This window comes from Candidatus Woesearchaeota archaeon, from assembly GCA_018675335.1.
Classification (GTDB): domain Archaea; phylum Nanobdellota; class Nanobdellia; order Woesearchaeales; family UBA11576; genus JABJCP01.
Genome location: JABGYH010000001.1, coordinates 20,429 through 37,723, shown reverse-complemented (window position 1 = coordinate 37,723; position 17,295 = coordinate 20,429). Strand labels below are relative to the sequence as shown.

At 29.6% G+C, this 17,295-nt stretch carries 20 protein-coding genes; 7 read left to right on the top strand and 13 right to left on the bottom strand.

Translation table 11 applies throughout. The features are described from left to right. Positions 1-17: 17 nt before the first annotated feature. A complete protein-coding gene (locus HN587_00200) occupies positions 18-1,421 on the bottom strand; it encodes an RtcB family protein (GenBank protein ID MBT7902260.1) in 1,404 nt (467 codons plus the stop codon). A gap of 210 nt (positions 1,422-1,631) precedes the next feature. On the opposite strand from HN587_00200, the gene HN587_00195 reads away from it, so the two are divergent. Beyond that, positions 1,632-1,841: a hypothetical protein gene (locus HN587_00195; protein MBT7902259.1), complete on the top strand. Its 210-nt coding sequence runs from the start codon at positions 1,632-1,634 to the stop codon at positions 1,839-1,841. Between the two features lie 68 nt (positions 1,842-1,909). Next, positions 1,910-3,586 (top strand): hypothetical protein, encoded by a 1,677-nt coding sequence (locus HN587_00190; GenBank protein ID MBT7902258.1) that lies wholly within the window; start codon positions 1,910-1,912, stop codon positions 3,584-3,586. Between the two features lie 28 nt (positions 3,587-3,614). Here the strand turns inward: HN587_00190 and HN587_00185 are convergent, their stop codons facing one another. Continuing rightward, positions 3,615-4,454 (bottom strand): MBL fold metallo-hydrolase, encoded by an 840-nt coding sequence (locus HN587_00185; protein ID MBT7902257.1) that lies wholly within the window; start codon positions 4,452-4,454, stop codon positions 3,615-3,617. Between the two features lie 407 nt (positions 4,455-4,861). On the opposite strand from HN587_00185, the gene HN587_00180 reads away from it, so the two are divergent. Further along, the gene (locus HN587_00180; protein ID MBT7902256.1) at positions 4,862-6,082 is read left to right on the top strand and encodes a hypothetical protein; all 1,221 of its coding nucleotides are present in this window, start codon (positions 4,862-4,864) and stop codon (positions 6,080-6,082) included. A 124-nt stretch (positions 6,083-6,206) separates the two neighbouring features. On the opposite strand, the gene HN587_00175 is transcribed toward HN587_00180, so the two are convergent. From HN587_00175 to HN587_00155, 5 genes are all read right to left on the bottom strand, one after another. After that, positions 6,207-6,443, bottom strand: a complete 237-nt coding sequence (locus tag HN587_00175; GenBank protein MBT7902255.1) for a hypothetical protein — start codon at positions 6,441-6,443, stop codon at positions 6,207-6,209. A 122-nt stretch (positions 6,444-6,565) separates the two neighbouring features. Beyond that, positions 6,566-9,205 (bottom strand): alanine--tRNA ligase, encoded by a 2,640-nt coding sequence (alaS, locus tag HN587_00170; GenBank protein MBT7902254.1) that lies wholly within the window; start codon positions 9,203-9,205, stop codon positions 6,566-6,568. 42 nt (positions 9,206-9,247) lie between these two features. Then, entirely contained in the window at positions 9,248-9,565 is a 318-nt protein-coding gene (locus HN587_00165) for a hypothetical protein (GenBank protein ID MBT7902253.1), read from the bottom strand. Between the two features lie 132 nt (positions 9,566-9,697). After that, complete coding sequence (locus tag HN587_00160; protein MBT7902252.1) at positions 9,698-10,324, bottom strand: endonuclease V; 627 nt, start codon at positions 10,322-10,324, stop codon at positions 9,698-9,700. A 51-nt stretch (positions 10,325-10,375) separates the two neighbouring features. After that, positions 10,376-11,347 carry a winged helix-turn-helix transcriptional regulator gene (locus HN587_00155; GenBank protein ID MBT7902251.1) on the bottom strand — a complete coding sequence of 324 codons (972 nt, stop codon included), beginning with the start codon at positions 11,345-11,347 and terminating at the stop codon, positions 10,376-10,378. A gap of 192 nt (positions 11,348-11,539) precedes the next feature. On the opposite strand from HN587_00155, the gene HN587_00150 reads away from it, so the two are divergent. Continuing rightward, positions 11,540-11,704 (top strand): hypothetical protein, encoded by a 165-nt coding sequence (locus HN587_00150; GenBank protein ID MBT7902250.1) that lies wholly within the window; start codon positions 11,540-11,542, stop codon positions 11,702-11,704. Between the two features lie 112 nt (positions 11,705-11,816). On the opposite strand, the gene HN587_00145 is transcribed toward HN587_00150, so the two are convergent. Beyond that, a complete protein-coding gene (locus tag HN587_00145; GenBank protein ID MBT7902249.1) occupies positions 11,817-12,536 on the bottom strand; it encodes a hypothetical protein in 720 nt (239 codons plus the stop codon). A 115-nt stretch (positions 12,537-12,651) separates the two neighbouring features. On the opposite strand from HN587_00145, the gene HN587_00140 reads away from it, so the two are divergent. Beyond that, entirely contained in the window at positions 12,652-12,798 is a 147-nt protein-coding gene (locus tag HN587_00140; GenBank protein ID MBT7902248.1) for a hypothetical protein, read from the top strand. 26 nt (positions 12,799-12,824) lie between these two features. Then, positions 12,825-13,061, top strand: a complete 237-nt coding sequence (locus HN587_00135) for a hypothetical protein (GenBank protein ID MBT7902247.1) — start codon at positions 12,825-12,827, stop codon at positions 13,059-13,061. Between the two features lie 37 nt (positions 13,062-13,098). Here the strand turns inward: HN587_00135 and maf are convergent, their stop codons facing one another. Beyond that, positions 13,099-13,707, bottom strand: a complete 609-nt coding sequence (maf, locus tag HN587_00130; GenBank protein ID MBT7902246.1) for a septum formation inhibitor Maf — start codon at positions 13,705-13,707, stop codon at positions 13,099-13,101. Between the two features lie 376 nt (positions 13,708-14,083). On the opposite strand from maf, the gene HN587_00125 reads away from it, so the two are divergent. Continuing rightward, the gene (locus HN587_00125; GenBank protein ID MBT7902245.1) at positions 14,084-14,782 is read left to right on the top strand and encodes a hypothetical protein; all 699 of its coding nucleotides are present in this window, start codon (positions 14,084-14,086) and stop codon (positions 14,780-14,782) included. 80 nt (positions 14,783-14,862) lie between these two features. Here HN587_00125 and HN587_00120 read toward each other — a convergent pair whose 3' ends face one another. From HN587_00120 to HN587_00105, 4 genes are all read right to left on the bottom strand, one after another. Further along, entirely contained in the window at positions 14,863-15,321 is a 459-nt protein-coding gene (locus tag HN587_00120; GenBank protein ID MBT7902244.1) for a DUF1947 domain-containing protein, read from the bottom strand. A 72-nt stretch (positions 15,322-15,393) separates the two neighbouring features. Then, positions 15,394-15,972, bottom strand: a complete 579-nt coding sequence (locus tag HN587_00115; GenBank protein ID MBT7902243.1) for a methyltransferase domain-containing protein — start codon at positions 15,970-15,972, stop codon at positions 15,394-15,396. Positions 15,973-16,047: 75 nt separating this feature from the next. Next, a complete protein-coding gene (locus tag HN587_00110) occupies positions 16,048-16,482 on the bottom strand; it encodes a hypothetical protein (GenBank protein ID MBT7902242.1) in 435 nt (144 codons plus the stop codon). Between the two features lie 255 nt (positions 16,483-16,737). After that, entirely contained in the window at positions 16,738-17,142 is a 405-nt protein-coding gene (locus tag HN587_00105; protein MBT7902241.1) for a hypothetical protein, read from the bottom strand. Positions 17,143-17,295: the final 153 nt, after the last annotated feature.

Below are 17,295 nucleotides of genomic sequence, written 5' to 3'. Positions count from 1 at the left end.
TTTTTTTGTGTTTAGATTTATCCTTTAACAACGCCTAAAGGAGTCATTCTTGCAACTTTTCTTGAAACATTTGCATTATGAACTGATTCAATTACTTGATCAATATCTTTGTATGCATCAGGTGCTTCTTCAGCTAAAACTTTTGGACTTGTAGATCTTGCAACAATTCCTCTTTTTAACAGACTAGCTTTAATGTCTTCACCTTTAAACGAATCAATTGCTTTATGTCTTGACATAAGTCTTCCTGCACCGTGGCAAGTTGAACCAAATGATTTAAACATTGATTCTTCAGTTCCACTCATAACATATGATGCAGTGCCCATACTTCCTGCGATTAAAACAGGAGTGTTTGGGAAACTTCTAGTAGCTCCTTTTCTATGAACATACAATTTACGTTTTTTTCCATCAACAGTGTGGTCTTCTAATTTGCAAATGTTATGTGCTAGAGCATAAACTGTGTGCATGTCCATACTTTCCCAATCTTTATTGAATATTTGTTCAAACGTTTCACGAACCCAATGAGTCATAACAAGACGATTAGCAAAAGCATAATTAACTGCGCATTGCATTGCTTTAAAATAATCTTGACCTTCGGAAGAATTTACTGGTGCGCAAACAAGTTGTTTGTCAGGTAGTTTAATGTTATATTTTTCTGCAGCTTTTCCATGAATTTTTAAATAATCTGATGCTACTTGATGACCAAATCCTCTACTTCCACAATGTAACATTATTGCGGCATTATCTTTTTCTAGTCCATATTTTTTTGCATGTTCATCACTAAAAATTTGATCAACTCGTTGAATTTCTAAAAAATGATTTCCAGCTCCTAGAGTTCCTAGCTGGGGTCGTCCTCTTTTTAATGCTAAATCGCTAACTTTTGTTGGATCAGCACCGCTCATTCTTCCTAGTTCTTCAGTATTTTTTTTATCTTTATCAATGCCGTATCCATTTTCGATACACCAATCGACACCGCCAAAAAGAACATCATTGAATTTTTCTGGAGCAACTCTTAGTCGTCCTTTGCTACCAACGCCGCAAGGAACATTTTCAAAAAGTTTTCCAATTAAAGGTCGAATTTTTGCTTTAACTTCGTCAGTGGTTAGATTAGTTCTAATAAGATTGATTCCGCAATTAATGTCAAATCCTGTACACCCGCAACTAATGACTCCTTCTTCTGAATCAAACGCACCTATTGCACCCATTGGGAGTCCATAACCTACGTGAGCATCAGGCATTGCACAAACTGGACCTACTACTCCTGGTAGCATTGCAACATTGGTTAATTGATTAATTGCATTTTCTTCAAGGCCATCTACAATAAATTGATTGCCAAAAATTTTTGCATCAACGAGCATTCCTTCGCGAGAAGTTTTTGGTAAAATCCATTCATTATCTGTTACTTTTTGTAACGTACTTTTCATATTAGTTATGTTATTGTTCATACTATTATTCATTAATATCACCTCAGGGATTTATTTACCTGAAAATTTAAGTGTTAAAAACTGAGAGGTATTTTTAAATTTTTGTGTTTATTATATTGATTAGTGGTTTTTAAGTCAGAAATTGGGGTGTGTTAAATTTGATTTATATAAGAAACCTTTAAATATTCTTTAAGGGTGATTAAATAAGTAATGACTAAAAAATATGGTACGGGATCTAAATATGGTGGTACTAGTAATAAAAAACCTGATTATTTGCGTGTTGTGAAAGGGGGCAAGGGTGATTGTGCCCTTCATGTTAAACCATTAACTGCGCAAGATTTGGGTGATAATTATCAGCGAGTTTTAAAGCGCGATGAAACTAAATCTCATGGTGCTTCAGATAAAAAAAAATCTGTGTGAAATAAAAATTTGTGTGAAATTTATTAAAATTTTATAAAATATTCATTAATTTAAAAAGAGTGTGAAAATTGAAGTTATTTAGAAAATCAAAACCAGTAACTGCTTTAATTGTGTATAAAAGTTATATTAGTTGTTTTTTGTTTAGAAGTAATTTTACTGAAGCAATAGATAAACAAGAATTTGTTTTAGATTCAAAAGATCTTCAAAGAAAAAAAAGAATTCTTGATTGCTTAGAATCAATTTATGATACTGCATTTAAATATCCTGTTGGACCTCATTTACTTAAAGAATATTATAAATCAATAACTGATTTTTTGGATCATATTTATTATGGTGAATACAATCAGGATAAGATTGGACATCAACCAAAACATGATTTTTATGCGCGTTTTTTGATGCCTAGTGAACAAAGATTTTATGACTGGTTAGATTCATTAATTAATCAAGATGTTTTTGTGACTGCAATGCAAGCAGAAAAATTTGAGGTGTTAGGTAAAACTGATGATGAGTTATTGAAAAGTTTTTTAAGCTATGATTTACATATTTTATCAGAATCTCCTGTTCAATATCCTGAAAGATTACTTAAAGTATTAGTTTCAGAAGGTAAATTTGTTTTTGGGGTGGACTCGTTACTTGATAAAGTTGAAATTTCGATTCTTCCCTTTGTTATATCTCAAGCAGAAAAATTTTTATCAAAACTGATGGATAAAAAATCAGAAGGTAAAATTTATTATGAAGAATTAGTCTCTTTTGGAAATCAACATGGAACTCAGTTAGTTGATATGGTTCCCCCATTAATAACTTTTCCTGCGAGTGCGAGGTTAACAAAGTCATTTATTTTACAAGTTCATGATTTTTTTAAAAATAGGATTCAAAAAGTAATAATTAAAGGGAGTAATTCTGCGGCATCTTGTTCGGGAAATGGTGAACTTAGTTATTATATTTTGGATGTTGGGCATCATAATTGGGAAGTTGAATGGTTTGAAAAAATAAAATTATATCAAAAAAAATATGTTGCAGGAGGTAAAAATGCTAAGTCGGCAATAATGATTCAAGCATGGGTTGCAGAACATGATGAATTACATCCTCGTGATAATTCTTTCCAACAACACTTAAGAATTGCGGCACATAAACACAATGTGGTGGGTGAGTCTGTTTGGGATGTTGGAATCAAATATGTAAATTATGTTCGTAGTTCTGGTTGGAAAAAATTTAAGTCAACAGATATGTCTGTTATTAGTGGTGCAAGAACTTTTAAGTCGGACATGGGGCATAAAAAAAATGAACTTGCAATACTTGGTCAATTTTTAAATTTAGTTTCTCCTATGGGAGGCCATGCGCTTGATTTTGTTTTTGGAAGACTCAAAGATGAAGCAGAACATAAAATATATTTGTTAGAGGCTAATCCTTCGCATGTTCGAGGAGATTTTAATGGGACTCATTATTATGCGGGATCAAAAGTTATTGAAGGATATGTCAAGTGGGCACTTGATCATTTTAAGGGAAATAAACGTGCGACTGGTAGATATACTAAAAAATTATTTAATGAATTGAGTTCGGATGCGAGAAAAGATTTTTTAAGGGGTGTATTTTCGTTATGGCATCTTACGCATGATTTGCTTTTAGATAAAATTCTTTTTTGTGATGAATCAGGACTTAGTTGGTTTAATTTAGAAAAAGCTCAAAAATTGGAATCATTGGCAGAGGAATCTGATCAAGTTTTAATTGATTCTGATGCCGCTTAACTTAATTGATTTTGATGTTGTTTAATTATTATGTTCTTTTTGCATAATCTAACCAAAATTTAATTCCTTGAAAATCATAATCTTCAAAATCTTTTGAATTACTTCTGGCACGTATTGTGCTTTTCGGAGTATTTCTTTCATATCCAATTGTTTCTAAAATCCATCTTCCAAGTTCTAAATCTGATTTTGTTGGGTGATCTCTAACTAATTGCGTTGCTAATTCTTGCGTTCTTTTAATTGTTTTTTGAGTAGTATCTAACCATTCATATCCTCTTTGGTTTCCTAATACTTGTCCATGTCCTGTAACTAATATGTCAAAATCTACTGATTTTAAAAGACTTAATGATGCTAAGTATAAGTCTCCATCATAATAAAATGGTAGAGGTGTTACAAAATCTGTTTTTGCATATGACTCTCCTTGAGGTTGAGCTAAATCTCCACAAAATAAAATTTTAGGCTGAGGAAAATAAATTGAAATGTCATCTCCTTGTTTGGAATGTCCGGGTGTTACGAAAATAGTTTCTTCAATTCCATCAATTACTTGTTTTACTTTGCCAGGATTTATATCTATTACTTGGTCTGCAAATTTTTTGAATGGAGAGTGAGGTCCTACTATTAATTCTAAATCTGGTGTTTGTCTAAGATATACTTGAAGATTCGCACAATGATCTTGATGGTTGTGAGATAAAATAACTCTTGTTATGGGTTTATCTTTGTGCCTAGCAAGCGCATATGTTTCATGTACGGATGTATCTGTTCTTGTTGAACCAACTGCATCCCATCCTGGATCAATAACTGTTAGTCCTGTTGTTCCTTCAATTATTAGTGATGTGCCTGTTTGGAAGAAGTTATTTGCTAGTTGTCGCATAGTGGTTATTTAAACTAATTATTTATTTATAAATGTTGTGTTTTTTGTTACTTTGGAGTCGTTATTCTTTTGGTGGTTTTTTGCGTTTTTATTTATAAATGGAGTCACACTTATATTCTTTACAACCTAAATATTTATATATTAGAACGATACATTACTATGTAGAGACAACAGATAACAATCATTGACTTTTTTATCTTCGAGGTTAGATTTCTAAACCCCCCCCTAAAACCTGCCTTGAAGTTAATAATTATGGAAAAATGGTTGTTACCCGTAACTCGATTTTTTTTCTTTATATTTTTTTTCTTATTTATTATAAATTTTAGCTTAGTATTTCTGATTAAATGTTTTTATTTTATGTACCAAAACTATAAAATAGATTGAACTTTTTTATCTTTTTGATTCGTATGAATGTGCAATGTTTGAAATGTAAGGGTAGAAATTTTTGTAATCGTCCAGTTTGTCCTATTAGAACAAAACTTAATAGTCAAAAAAAGGTTAATATTTCTGCAAAACAAGATTTTTTTGGAGAATCTCCAAATGTTTTTGTTGGTAAATTTGGATATCCTAAAGTTAATGTTGGTTTTTTAAGCGTTGAACAATATGAAGATCATGATGCACCTCTTAAATGGAGTTTGGAAAATAAACAAATTAATGAAATAATAGATTTGAGAACTTCTCTTATAAACAGTCAGTTTAAAGCAAATATTAAAGGATTTGATGATCGTTTAGTTGAAATATCGCAAGAAGTTTCGCTAGCATCAAAACCTGTTGATGTTGAAATTAATTTAAACAAAAAACCTTCATTTGATTTGAACTTTAATCAGGATACTATGCCTCATGGGCCTAACGTAAAAATAAATAAAATAAAAATAACTGAAAATACTAAAATACCTTTGGCAGTTGATAAATTAGTTAATGATTGTGTTAGTGCAACTGATGCAGTTAGTTTATTATATAAAAAAAATTTTGATGAACATTACTTAACAAAAATATTAAGTGTGGGAAATTTAGGTTTTGATAAAAATAAAAAATTAGTTCCGACGAGATGGTCCATTACTGCTGTTGATGATATAATTGGAAAAAAATTAATTAGTGAAATTAAAGATAATTCTCAAATGGGATATTTTGCTTGGTTTGGAGGTTATTTAGGTAATTATTATTTGGTTTTATCCTTTCCTGATGTTTGGCGATATGAACTTTTTGAAATGTTGGCAAATCAACCTCAAGTTGTGGGAGTGGGTGCTAATTTATCTTTTGCAACTGATTATGAAGATCATGGTGGCCGGCGAGAATATGCTCATTCAACTGCGGGGGGATATTATGCTGCGCGAATCGCAATTTTAGAAAAATTAAAATTATTAAAAAAACAAGGAAGTATTCTTTGTTTAAGATTTATTACTGATGAATATTGGGCACCTTTAGGAGTTTGGGTTTGTAGAAATGCCACTAGGAAATCACTTAACTCTTTTGGCGGAGGGGGACTTGAATTTGGAAGTCGAGAATTATTGATTGATTATGCAATTAAACTTGCTAGAAAAAAATTTAGTTTTAATTTAGAACCTATTTTGCGACAAAGTAAATTGTTAAATGAGGTTAAACTTCAAAAGAAATTATTTGAGTTTTAGAATTTAACAAAATTATTTTCTTATTATTACTTTTTTTAAAAATAAATTTTATGATGTGTTAATCTAGAATATGTATGATAAAAATAAATTGAAAAATAAAAAATTTAATTTTTTAAGTTTGGTTTTATTTGAAAACCCACTTAAGTCCTGCTAAAACGAATACTACGCTCCACCAACTTGGTTTAAACCATGAAACTAAACCATAATCTTTAGCCAAGAATAAAAGTCCTAATACCAGAATAAGGATTCCCCATCCGAAGCAATGACATTTACAGTCTTTTTTTGTTTCACATACTTCAGGTTTATGTGTCTTATGCAATTTGGTTGCAGTTTTTTTTGTTACACGTCTTTTAGTAGCCATTAAATCACCTCTATTGAATAAAATATCTTAATTTAAGCTAATATGAGTAATATTTGGTGTTTTTATATATAAATCTTTTTAAAAATAAGATAAAAAACGATTTTAAAATTATTTTTAATTAATTATTCTTTTTTTGATTCAGTTGAATTTTCTTTAATTTTTTCTTTAAATTCTTTTAATTCTTTTAAAAATCTTTGAATAGTATTTGTGATAACATCAGGTTGAGTATTAATTATTGTTCCTGCTTCTTTTAGGATGTCATGGTGCTCTCCATTAAATTCAACAGTTGATTCTAAATTAAGTTTTAATAATTCATCTGTAGAAAAAGATTTTTTTTTCTTAACTGCTTTTCGAGCTTTTTTCCATTTACTAAAAATTTCTTCTACTCGTCCCGGAATTTGATTTGGTGATACGTTTAAAATCTTTGCAATGCTACTTATTTGGTCATCAACATTTGCTTCAACATTTAGTGCGGCACTTCCTACTGCAAATTCAATTCTTACAATTCCATCTTGAACTTTAGTTGATCTTAAAATTTTGATTTTTTCAACTTCACCTGTACGATCAAGATGAGTTCCACCACAAGCTTCAACATCCAAACCTGGAATTTCAACAATTCTAATTTCTCTTCCTGGAACTGCACCTCCTTGGTAAAGTCTAAACCCATATTCTGCTTCTGCAAGATTTCTTGGCATAAATTTTTTGTAAACTGGGAGATTTTCATGAATTATATCATTTGCTTTTTCTTCAATTAATTCAAGTTGGTTTTTAGTTAAACTTTCATAATGGGTTATATCCAATCTTGCTTTAGTTGTAGATTTTGCAGCGCCTGCTTGCCAAATATGATTTCCAAGAATGCGTTTACAAACACCATTAATTATGTGTGTTGCAGTGTGGTGTTGAGTTAAGATTTTTCTACGATCAAAATCAATTTTACAATCAACAATATCTCCTTTTTTAAGATCATTGTTTGCGTTTTTATCTTGAGACTCAATTAAATGCAAAATAAATTGTCCTTGTTTTGATGCACCCTGAACAGGTATGTTATTTATTGAACCGAAATCACATAATTGTCCTCCTGATGTTGGATAAAAATAAGTCTCGTCAAGAATAAAGTATGTTTTTGGATTCTGAGTTGGAGTCTCTTTTGATGCAACTTCAATTTTTTGTAAAATTTTTGCACTAAATTCTGTTAATTTATAATTATCAAAATACTTTGCAGTAGTAGGTTCTGTATCTTTTGAAATATTGATTGCAAATTCTTTTTTAGTTGCAGTTTTTTGTTCTTTTTTTTCATGAATTAATGCAACTTGAGTATAAAAATCATCAGGGATTGTTATTATTTTTTTTAATTCAGCTGCTTCTTTTTTAATCGTTTCAGGAGAAATTCCCTGAGAATCATAAAGTTCAATTAAATCTTTTGTGGTGACATCTTTTTCTGTAATTAATCTTTTAACAACTCCTTTTGCTTTTTCTTTAGATGTTTTATACTTTTCAGTTTCAACAATGATTATTTGTTCTACTTGTTTGATATTATCTAAGAGTTCGGGAAATAATTCTTTTAATTCTTCTGCATGCCATTTACATACTTGTTTAAAATCAATATCCCATTCAAATTGATCGATAAATGATAATGCTCGTCTAAGAATTACTCTTAAATTATATCCCCCTCCGACATTAGAAGGGAGTCCGCCATCCACAATTGCAAAAAGTAATGCTCTTGCATGTTCTGTGATAGAATAAATCGCAGTCATTGGTAAAATTTTCTTTTTTAATTCATTTCCGCTATTAATATTAACTTTTTTTGCGACATCTGCCCATGCTTGTTTCATATCTTCCACTTCATCAACATTTAATAGTGCTGAATGTAGTGAAAATTTTGAAAATAATTCGCTATCATATTCAATATTTGTTTGTGATTTAATTTTTTCTAATACTTTTGGAAATGTAGCTTCAAAAATATTTGGAACTCCTTGAGAAAACCAAGCAACACGTTCCATTCCAAGGCCCATATCTAACACTTTGATATCTAATTCTTTTGTGCTGCCATCAGGTAATTGTTCAAACATCATATAGACTTGATTGAATAATTCAATACCTCTAGAAAAAAATTCCATGCAAGGACCGAAATTTCCGCCACCTGCCCAACTATCTTCGTGTAGGGTTAATTCACTTTTATCAAGTCCTACTCCGTCTATGAGGAATGAATAAATATGTTTGAATACTTGATTTTGATTCCAGTCTTTTGGTTCAACAAACATGTGTTGTCCAATCATTATAAATCCTGTGAGGTGAGATCCGGTAATTCCTACATTATCTACATCTCCAAATCTTAAACAAAATTGAGGAATTATTAATTTTCTTGCAGGAGGCTCTACTTCACCACTAATAACAAAAGGTTGGAATGCTGCAATTGAAGCATTAGTAAATTCAGTTGTTGGATTCCATCTAGCAATTACGGGATATCTCGCTACTGATTTGTAATTCAACTTAACGAACATTTTTTCAAATAATTTCCAGGTTTCAATATAAGATAAAGAATTTTTTGCAGGAGTTCCAGTAACTATTTTTATTCCCCCTTGACAAACGGGATCTCCACATATTATTTGATCTTGATTTGTCGTCCAGAAAAAAGTTTTACAAGTACATTGTTTGCGGATAAATCCTTCTGCTTTTAATGTTTCGGTAGCATAATATTTATCGGGCGCTAAACTAGCTTTAATTTTAAAATCTTTTTTCAATTCTTTATCTGTTTTAATCATTTTTTTTCACTCTAATATTAATAATTGTTTAATTGGTATTATTTATTCTTCGGTTGAAGTTTCACTTGATTTTTTTTCTTTATATTTTGTAGCACAAGCATCAGAACAACACCAAATTTTTTCACCATTGAGTTCTTCTTCAATTACTGTATCTAAATTATTAATTATGGTTCCACAATTAGCGCATTTTCCAAGATGGCCTCCTTCATTTGCACCTTCTGAAAATCCTTGTTCCCAAGTTTGTATTTCATCATCTTCTCTTAATTTTTCAAGGCCTTCGTTGTCATAAACATCTGCTTCACGCTTTCCCGTGTCCATTTCTTGTTCAATTTCTTCTTTGTTTAATTCGTTTTGAGCCATTTGATCACCTTTTTTAATTAAATTTATTTTGATTAATATTTTGTATTTTTAAAACAGCTAATTCTTTATATATATTACTTTTATTGGCTTTTTGAGTGGTTAGTTGAGAATTAATTTTGGAAGTGTGACTAACTAGTTTTTTTTAAGATTTTTTTTTATTTTTGTTGCAAAATTGTGCGCTTGATGTAATGGTTCTGGCAATTTATGTTTTTGAATTATTTTTTTAATTATTTCAATTGATGTTTTTAGACTAATTTTATGTCCTGGACTAACAAATATTGGATTTGCATGTTCTTTTGTTATGATTTTTTTTGCGCGAGCTTCTTTTTCAATATAAACTGAATTATCTAAAATTTCTCCGCAAGTTACTGTTTTTGAAATTCCTATTGTTGGAGTGTCAATTAAAATGCCTATATGGGATGCAAGACCAATTCTTCTTGGATGAAGAATTCCATTGCCTTCAAGAAGTAATAAATCTGGTTTTTGTTTTAATTTATTAAATGTTTCAACAATAATTGGAGCTTCACGATATGCTCTATAATTTGGGAGATAGGGAGTATTAGTTTCCATTATAGAATATTGTTTTTCAATAATTTTTAAAGTTTTTATATCCATTAAAACAATAGCTGAAATAATTTTTTCTCCAAAATGGGCTTGATTAATTCCTGCCACTAATTTGATTTTTTCAAAAGTGTCTTGAACAATTACTTTTTGGGCAAGTTTTTCTTGTTCTTTTTTTAATTCTCTTTTTTTTAACATTTTTTTCTTTTTTAGTTTCTTGTTATTTTTATTTGTGGTTTGTTTTTGTTGTTAAAGTGGGAGATAATTAAGTTTATGTGAATGATCAAATTTAAAATATTTAAAGTCGCGTATTTTTCCTTTAAATTGAATTTTTAATTTTTTAATTAGATTTGAAAATTGTTTAAAGTTGCTAATTTCTAGGCTGAATTCAAAATCTGATCCGTCGCTAATTGCTTGAGTTATTGAAACGATTGAATTTTGTTGTTGTAAAAATGTTATTAAACTTGATGTAATTGATGTATCTTCTAGTTCTAAATCTATGTGGTATTTTTCATATCCTAATAGGTTTAAATTAAGGTTTGCGCGGTAGCCTAGAATAATTTCTTTTTTTATCAATTGTCTTATGCGATAAATTATGCCCATGCTTCCAAGTTTTGTTATTTTTGAAAGTGTTTCAATTGGAACTCTGGCATTTTCTGTTAGTTCTTTAATAATTATCAAATCAGTTTTATCAATTTCGATAGGTTCATTTCTTCCAGTTTTCCATAAAAAATCATCTTTAACTTTTGAGGGCACTAAATAATTTTTTTTGAAATATATTTGGTGAGCAATTGTGCTTGTGTGGTATTTTTTAATGATTGGCCTAAATAAATTAATGAATTTAGTCCATTCTTCCCAGAATTCATTTACTGATTTCACATAAATTTTGGCAGTTAAATCCCATGTTCCTGTAGTTGTAAAAACTGAACCTGCTTTTTTATTTTTTGTTAGATATTGTATAAGTTCTTTTTCTTTTTCTAAATCAAATTCGTAAAAATCAAGGTATATTCTGAATATGAGATAACCTAATTTGGAATAATCAAATAATGTTTTATATCCGGTTATTATTTCTAGTTCTTCTAATTTTTTAATTCTGTAGTTTACTATGTTTTTGTTTAAACGAGTATTTTTTGCTATTTGGGTGTTACTTTGTCTGGCGTTTAAGTCTAGTTCACGTAGAATTTTTTTGTCTTTGAGTGTGATTTTTGTTAGATCGTCCATTTTACCTGTTTTGAGTGTTTTTTATTTATAAATGTTTTCTTAAAATTCATTTTTTTTCTTGTTTTTTTCTTATTTTGGTTGATTTTTTAATTAATATATGTTAATATTTTAGTTCTTCTGTTGTTTAATTTTCTACAACAACTAATTATATATTAGTTAGTTCTTCTAAGTAGTAACAGGAGGTGACTGAAATTGGGTTTAACAAAAGATCTTGGAACTACTGCTTGCGAACTTATCGCGGCAATTAATAAAATACAATATGGTGGAAAAACAAATTTGGTAAATTGTGCGGGCGAAACACTGCATCTTGATGTAAAAAGAAAAATAACTAAAATAAATTTAACTGGGATGGATTAAAAGTTTAATGAATAATCTGACTTGTTAATATTAATATAATGTGTATTGTTGAATTGTGTTGTGTGATTATTTGGTTTTATTTTTTTAGTAATTTTTTTATGTTATTTTTATTTTACTTTTTCTTATCTGCGTGTTGCCACATAAATTCAAAATAATGGCGATATGCTTTTGCTGCTGCAGAATTTTCAATAATTATTCCTTCAGGTTCATCAGTCCAAATAATTAAAGCAATTTTATCACCATAAATGTTTGTTACGACTGGAGATTCTACTGATTTTGGAACATATCTCGTTTGGCGAGCGTGAGAAGTTGGCTCTGCACGATCAACCCGCACAATTTCTCTAACAGATAATTTTTTTTCTTTAAGTTGCCTTACAAATTGGCCGTGATAAACGGGCATTTTATCTTCTAATTGATTTTCATTACCAAATACCAAATTTTCTTTTTCATCTGATAATATGTCTTGGAGAATCGTTCTTACTCCTTTAAATCCTTTAAATAATCTTACTTGTCCTGTTATTTTATTTGCTTTGTATCTTGCTACTAAATCGGGGAGGATGTCTTTTACATCATCTTCTTGTTGTTTTAGATATTCAATTAATCTTTTTGGATTTGCGGATTGAAACCATTTTATTTTTCCTATTGAAACATAGCTAACAAGACCTTTTTCTATTAAGTGTTTAAGAGAATTATAGCAGCTGCTTCTATCTATTTTGGATATTTTAGCAATAGTTCCTGCTTTGCATGATCCGTGATCATTAAGTGCGAGATAAACTTTAATTTCATTTGGGCTAAATCCCATATTTTCAAGAACGATTTGGATTTTTGTCATTTTATTGCCTCTTAATTTGTTTTGTTTTAGGTTTTCTTTGATGTTTAAATAACTTTGTGTTGTTTTATGTTCTACAACAAATGTTTAAATTTTTGCTACTTTATAATAATATAAAATGAATGAAATAAACCAAAAACAACTTGATAAAGTAAGTGAGATGAAGCAAATGCAAGGCTTAATTAGATCTAAGCATCCTGAATGGGGGCAAGAAAAAGTAAGATTTGTGGCTTTGAGAATGTTGTGTGAACTGCCTCGAAGATAATCTAACAAATTGGAGGAGTAACTAAAATGGGCGAAGATAATGAATATATGAAAACTTTGTTGGAGGCAAGACAACAACGTTTAGAATTTTTGTTGTTGAATGTTGGGCAAATCATTCCGACAGAAGAAGAGTTGAGAACTGAACTTGGGGTGTGCAGGGAAGTTTATTTTAGGTTGTATGGTGGTGAAAATCAAGCCGTGCAATCTCTTGGTGAGTGGCGTGGTTGTTGTTATGAGGGTGAGTTAAAAGAATTTTATGATTAATTTGTTGTAGATTGGTTAGCTTTGATTGTTATTGTTGTTATTTTTTTTTATTGCTAGTTTTTTTGTAATCAAAAACAGAAATTCCTAATTTTTTTAAATTTTTACAAAGGCATTGGAGTGGGAGGCCAATCACATTTGATGGGCAGCCTTCAATTTTTTCAATAAAAATTGCACCTATTCCTTGGATTGCGATGGATCCTGCTTTATCTAGGGGTTCTTTTGTTTTGATATATTCCTTTATTTCTGATTCTTCAATTTTTCTAAATTTGATTTTTGTTAATTCGTAGTCGAGAATTTTTTTATTGTTAAGTGTATCAAATATTGCTAATCCTGAATAAACGTTTAAAGTGTTTTTGGAGAGAAGTTTTAATGTTTTGAATGCTTCTTTTTTGTTTTTTGGTTTGCCAATTCTTTTATTTTTGAGTACGAGAAATGTGTCTGCGCCAATAACAATTCCAGTTTTTAAATTTTTTGCAACGTCATAAGCTTTACCTTCTGCTAAAACCATTGCTAATTTGTGGTGGGACATTTTAAGAGTCATATCTTCTTCATATTTGCTTGGTTTTATATCAAAATTAATGTTGATTTGTTGCAGGAGTCCTTTTCTTCTGGGTGATGTGGATGCAAGAATTATTTTTTGTTTCATTTTGTTTTTCCTTTTTTTTTTAAATTTTTATTGTTTTTATTTTTGAGTTTATTTATTGGTTATTTTTGAAGTATATTAATTTTTGTTTTTATTTTCTTACTTTGATAGATATTTTTGGGGTAACTTTTATATCTCTTTGGTGTGTTAATTATGTTAGTGTGTTGAAGTGAAATAAAGCAAGATTTTGCTTTCAAAAAGGTGAAACTAGTTTGTAATTAGTTAGAGTGAGTGTCGTTTTTCTTTTTTTAGTTAGAGCGAGGTTCACGGTTAGTTACGAACGAGTTAGTGTGTATTTAACACTTTATTTGTTGTTTAAACTTGAGTTTATCGAGTTTGAATGAAAATTGGGGTGAATATGTGTTGTTGGAGGACAAAAATGAAAGAAAGAATTGAAACCAAGTATGGGTTTAAGCAGGAGGGGGCTAGTAAATATGTTGTTGTAGCACCTCATGGTGCGGGAGATGATTTGCAAACTGATAAGTTGGTAGAAAAAATTGCAGAATTATTGGGTGCATCATTAGTTGTTAATAATAAAATTAGAAGAAGTCAGTCTGATTTTAATGATATTGCTGCTGCTAGAATGGGTGGACTTAAACATGAGTTTTATTCAGATATTTCTGAATTGGCAATGGGTGCGAGAATTCATTCGAAAGGAGAACATGATGGTGAGCAGCATGCATTGGTGATTTACATTCATGGTGTTTCGGATGATGGGCGCATTGGAATTGATTTAGGTATTGGGGCGAAATATAATTCTGCAACAAAAACTTATGTTGGTCCAAAAAAACATCCCAAGGGCAAATCAAATACAGGTGTTGTTAGAACAAACACTAAACTTGCAAGAAATATGAGGTTAAGTTTGGATGAAAAATTAAAAAATGACAAAGGACTAAGAACTTGGATTGGTAAAAAATATCCTGCCTGGAGTAAAAATAATGGGATTCAATATCACAAAGGAACTCCTGATCATTCGATGCAAATAGAAATTTGTAGAGAACTTAGAAGATCTGATAATTTAGATTATGTTGCACAACTAATTGTGGAGTCAGTTGAAGGGGCATATAAAAAATTATAATTTTTTTTATTTTATGTTTTTTGTTTAGGCTGGAGTGGGTTAATTATTTTTTTATCATATTTTTTTTAAGAATAAGTTTGTTAGTTAAACGACCAAATTTCATCACCTACATGGTGAATATTTTTAATTAATTTTCCTTTTTCTTTTTTTTCTAAATCTTCTGAACTAAGAGTTGGAATTCCTATTGCTAAAGGTTTTTTGTGAGTTTCGTCAATAATTACTATTGGTTGGTTTTTTTCAAAAAGTTCCATTTCTTTGATTCCTGGTCGCATAACGTCTGCGCCATTAATAATAAATTTAACTGCAGGCATATCGATGACTACTTTTGGAAGAAAATTATCTTCTATGAGCAATTTTAAAGTTGGAATTAATATTTCTTGGTAGTAAAAAAATATGGGTTTGTGGTTGCAGGTTATAATATAATCTTCTACGAGTTCTAATCTATCTTTTTTTGATATTAATCCTTCTATTTTGAATTTTTCTGTTAGTGTTTTAATTATTTTTTTCACTTCTTTGTTATTTATTTGTTTTCGTTTCATTTTTTTTATGTTGTTTATTGATTTTTTTTATTATTTTTTTTGTTTATTTATTGTGTTTTTTTTAGTGTGTGATTATTTTTTTATAGTAATTTCTAGTCCTGGGCCTATATTTAATGTTTTTGAAAAATAAGCTGGATTTTGTTTTACATAATTAATATATTCTTCTACTTTTTTTGAATGTGAGATTACATTATCGGCGAGGATTATGCATTTTTTTGATAAAAGGTTATTTGACTCTAGTAATTTGATATATTCTATATACTGGCGTTTCATTGCGTCAATGAAAATAAGATTGAATTGTAAATTTGGATTAATTTTTTCTTTTAATTTTGGAATAGTTTCAAGGGCATTTCCTATAATTAAAGTTATATTTGTAGATTCTGATTTGGCAATGTTTTTTTCTGCAATTGGCGCCCAATCGGGTCTTTTTTCGAGGGTTATTATTTGGGGTGGGGGATTTAATTTGTGGGCTGTTAAATTCATTTGAAGTGAGGAGAATCCATTGGACGTTCCTATTTCTAAAATATTTTGAGGTTTTATTGTATTAATAATTATTTGAAGAAAATTTGATGTTTCTGAACTAATGTTCCAAAATTCCTCTTTAGTTTGATTTAATTCCTCGAGAATTTTTTGGGTAATTTGTTCATTCATTTTTTTTTTATTGGTTTTTTAATTTAGTTTATTTTTGTTATAGTTTATTATGGGGTGATAAAAAAAAGAAATAAATTAAAATTTAAGAATTGTAGTTTTAACAATGCTTGCTTTTTTTGTTTTCATAAATTGATTCACTTCTGAAAAAACTTGCATTAAACCTTCTTCTACTGCTTCTAAATTTCTTAGGTTGGTTAGTGTTTTTTCTGGTGCTGTTTTTTGAGCAATGAAATAAGTTCGTTCGTTATATCTGGTTTCCGCAAATAATTTCATTTTTGAAATAAACTTTTTAGTCATTTTTTCAGGTTTATCTAATCTAATTCTTTTTTCAAATTCCATGTTTTTTCCATTTGCGTTAAGTATGACTAGAAAATGAACATATCCTGTGTCAAAATTTACCAGGGATTCTCCTTCTTTAATTCGTCTTTCAATCAATTTAATTTTTAGATTGAGAAGTTCTTCGTTGTCGCTTTTTGAAGAAATGGGTTTTTTAGATTTTTTGGCTGCCATGAAGTGTATTATGACTTAATTAGTATAAAAACTTATTGAAAATTTGAGTGATTGGAATTTTTTTTGGGTTTTATTTTGTGTTAAGAAGTGGAATAAATAAAAAAGGAGGCTTCCCGGAGCAAAAGTTGTTGGGGGTGGGTGAAGAATTTAGATTCGAGAAGCCTCTTTTTTAATGTGATAATTATTTTCTCGATTTTTGTTGTGTTTGGTATGTATTTGATTATTTTGTTATTTTTTTGTTTGTATTTGCGAGTATTATTCTAATTTTTTTGGGGTGATTTCTTTTTGCCATAGTAGGCTTATTTTTTTTAATGAATCGCAAAATTGGTTGGATATTAAATATTTTTTTTTATACATGTCGTAATCAATTAAGCCCATTGCTTTCATGGGAGTTAATATTCGGTCATAAAATTGTCTTTTATTGTATGATATTCTAATTTTTTTCTTTCTGCTTATTGGCCCTACTGGTTCATCAATTTCAACGTAAGTCCCATCATGCATTCGATTTGCAAAAAGGGACATCTCTGTTTTTCCTAGCACTCCGTTATTTTCTTTAAATTCATCTATTAACATTCGAGCTACAATTTTCTGCTGCTCTGTTGCAAACACTATTTCAAATATGTCCTCAGGTAGATGAAATTGATCAAATAAAAGTACCATTCGTTATACAAAGCACAATTAATATATAAATGTTATGTTTTTTACTACTGGTATGGTTATTGCCACACTAAGAATTTGGTTTAGATTTTAGTTTATCAGTAAATTTGGGTTGAATTTTTTTTTTTTTTTTTTTTTTTTTGAGAATATTTTGAT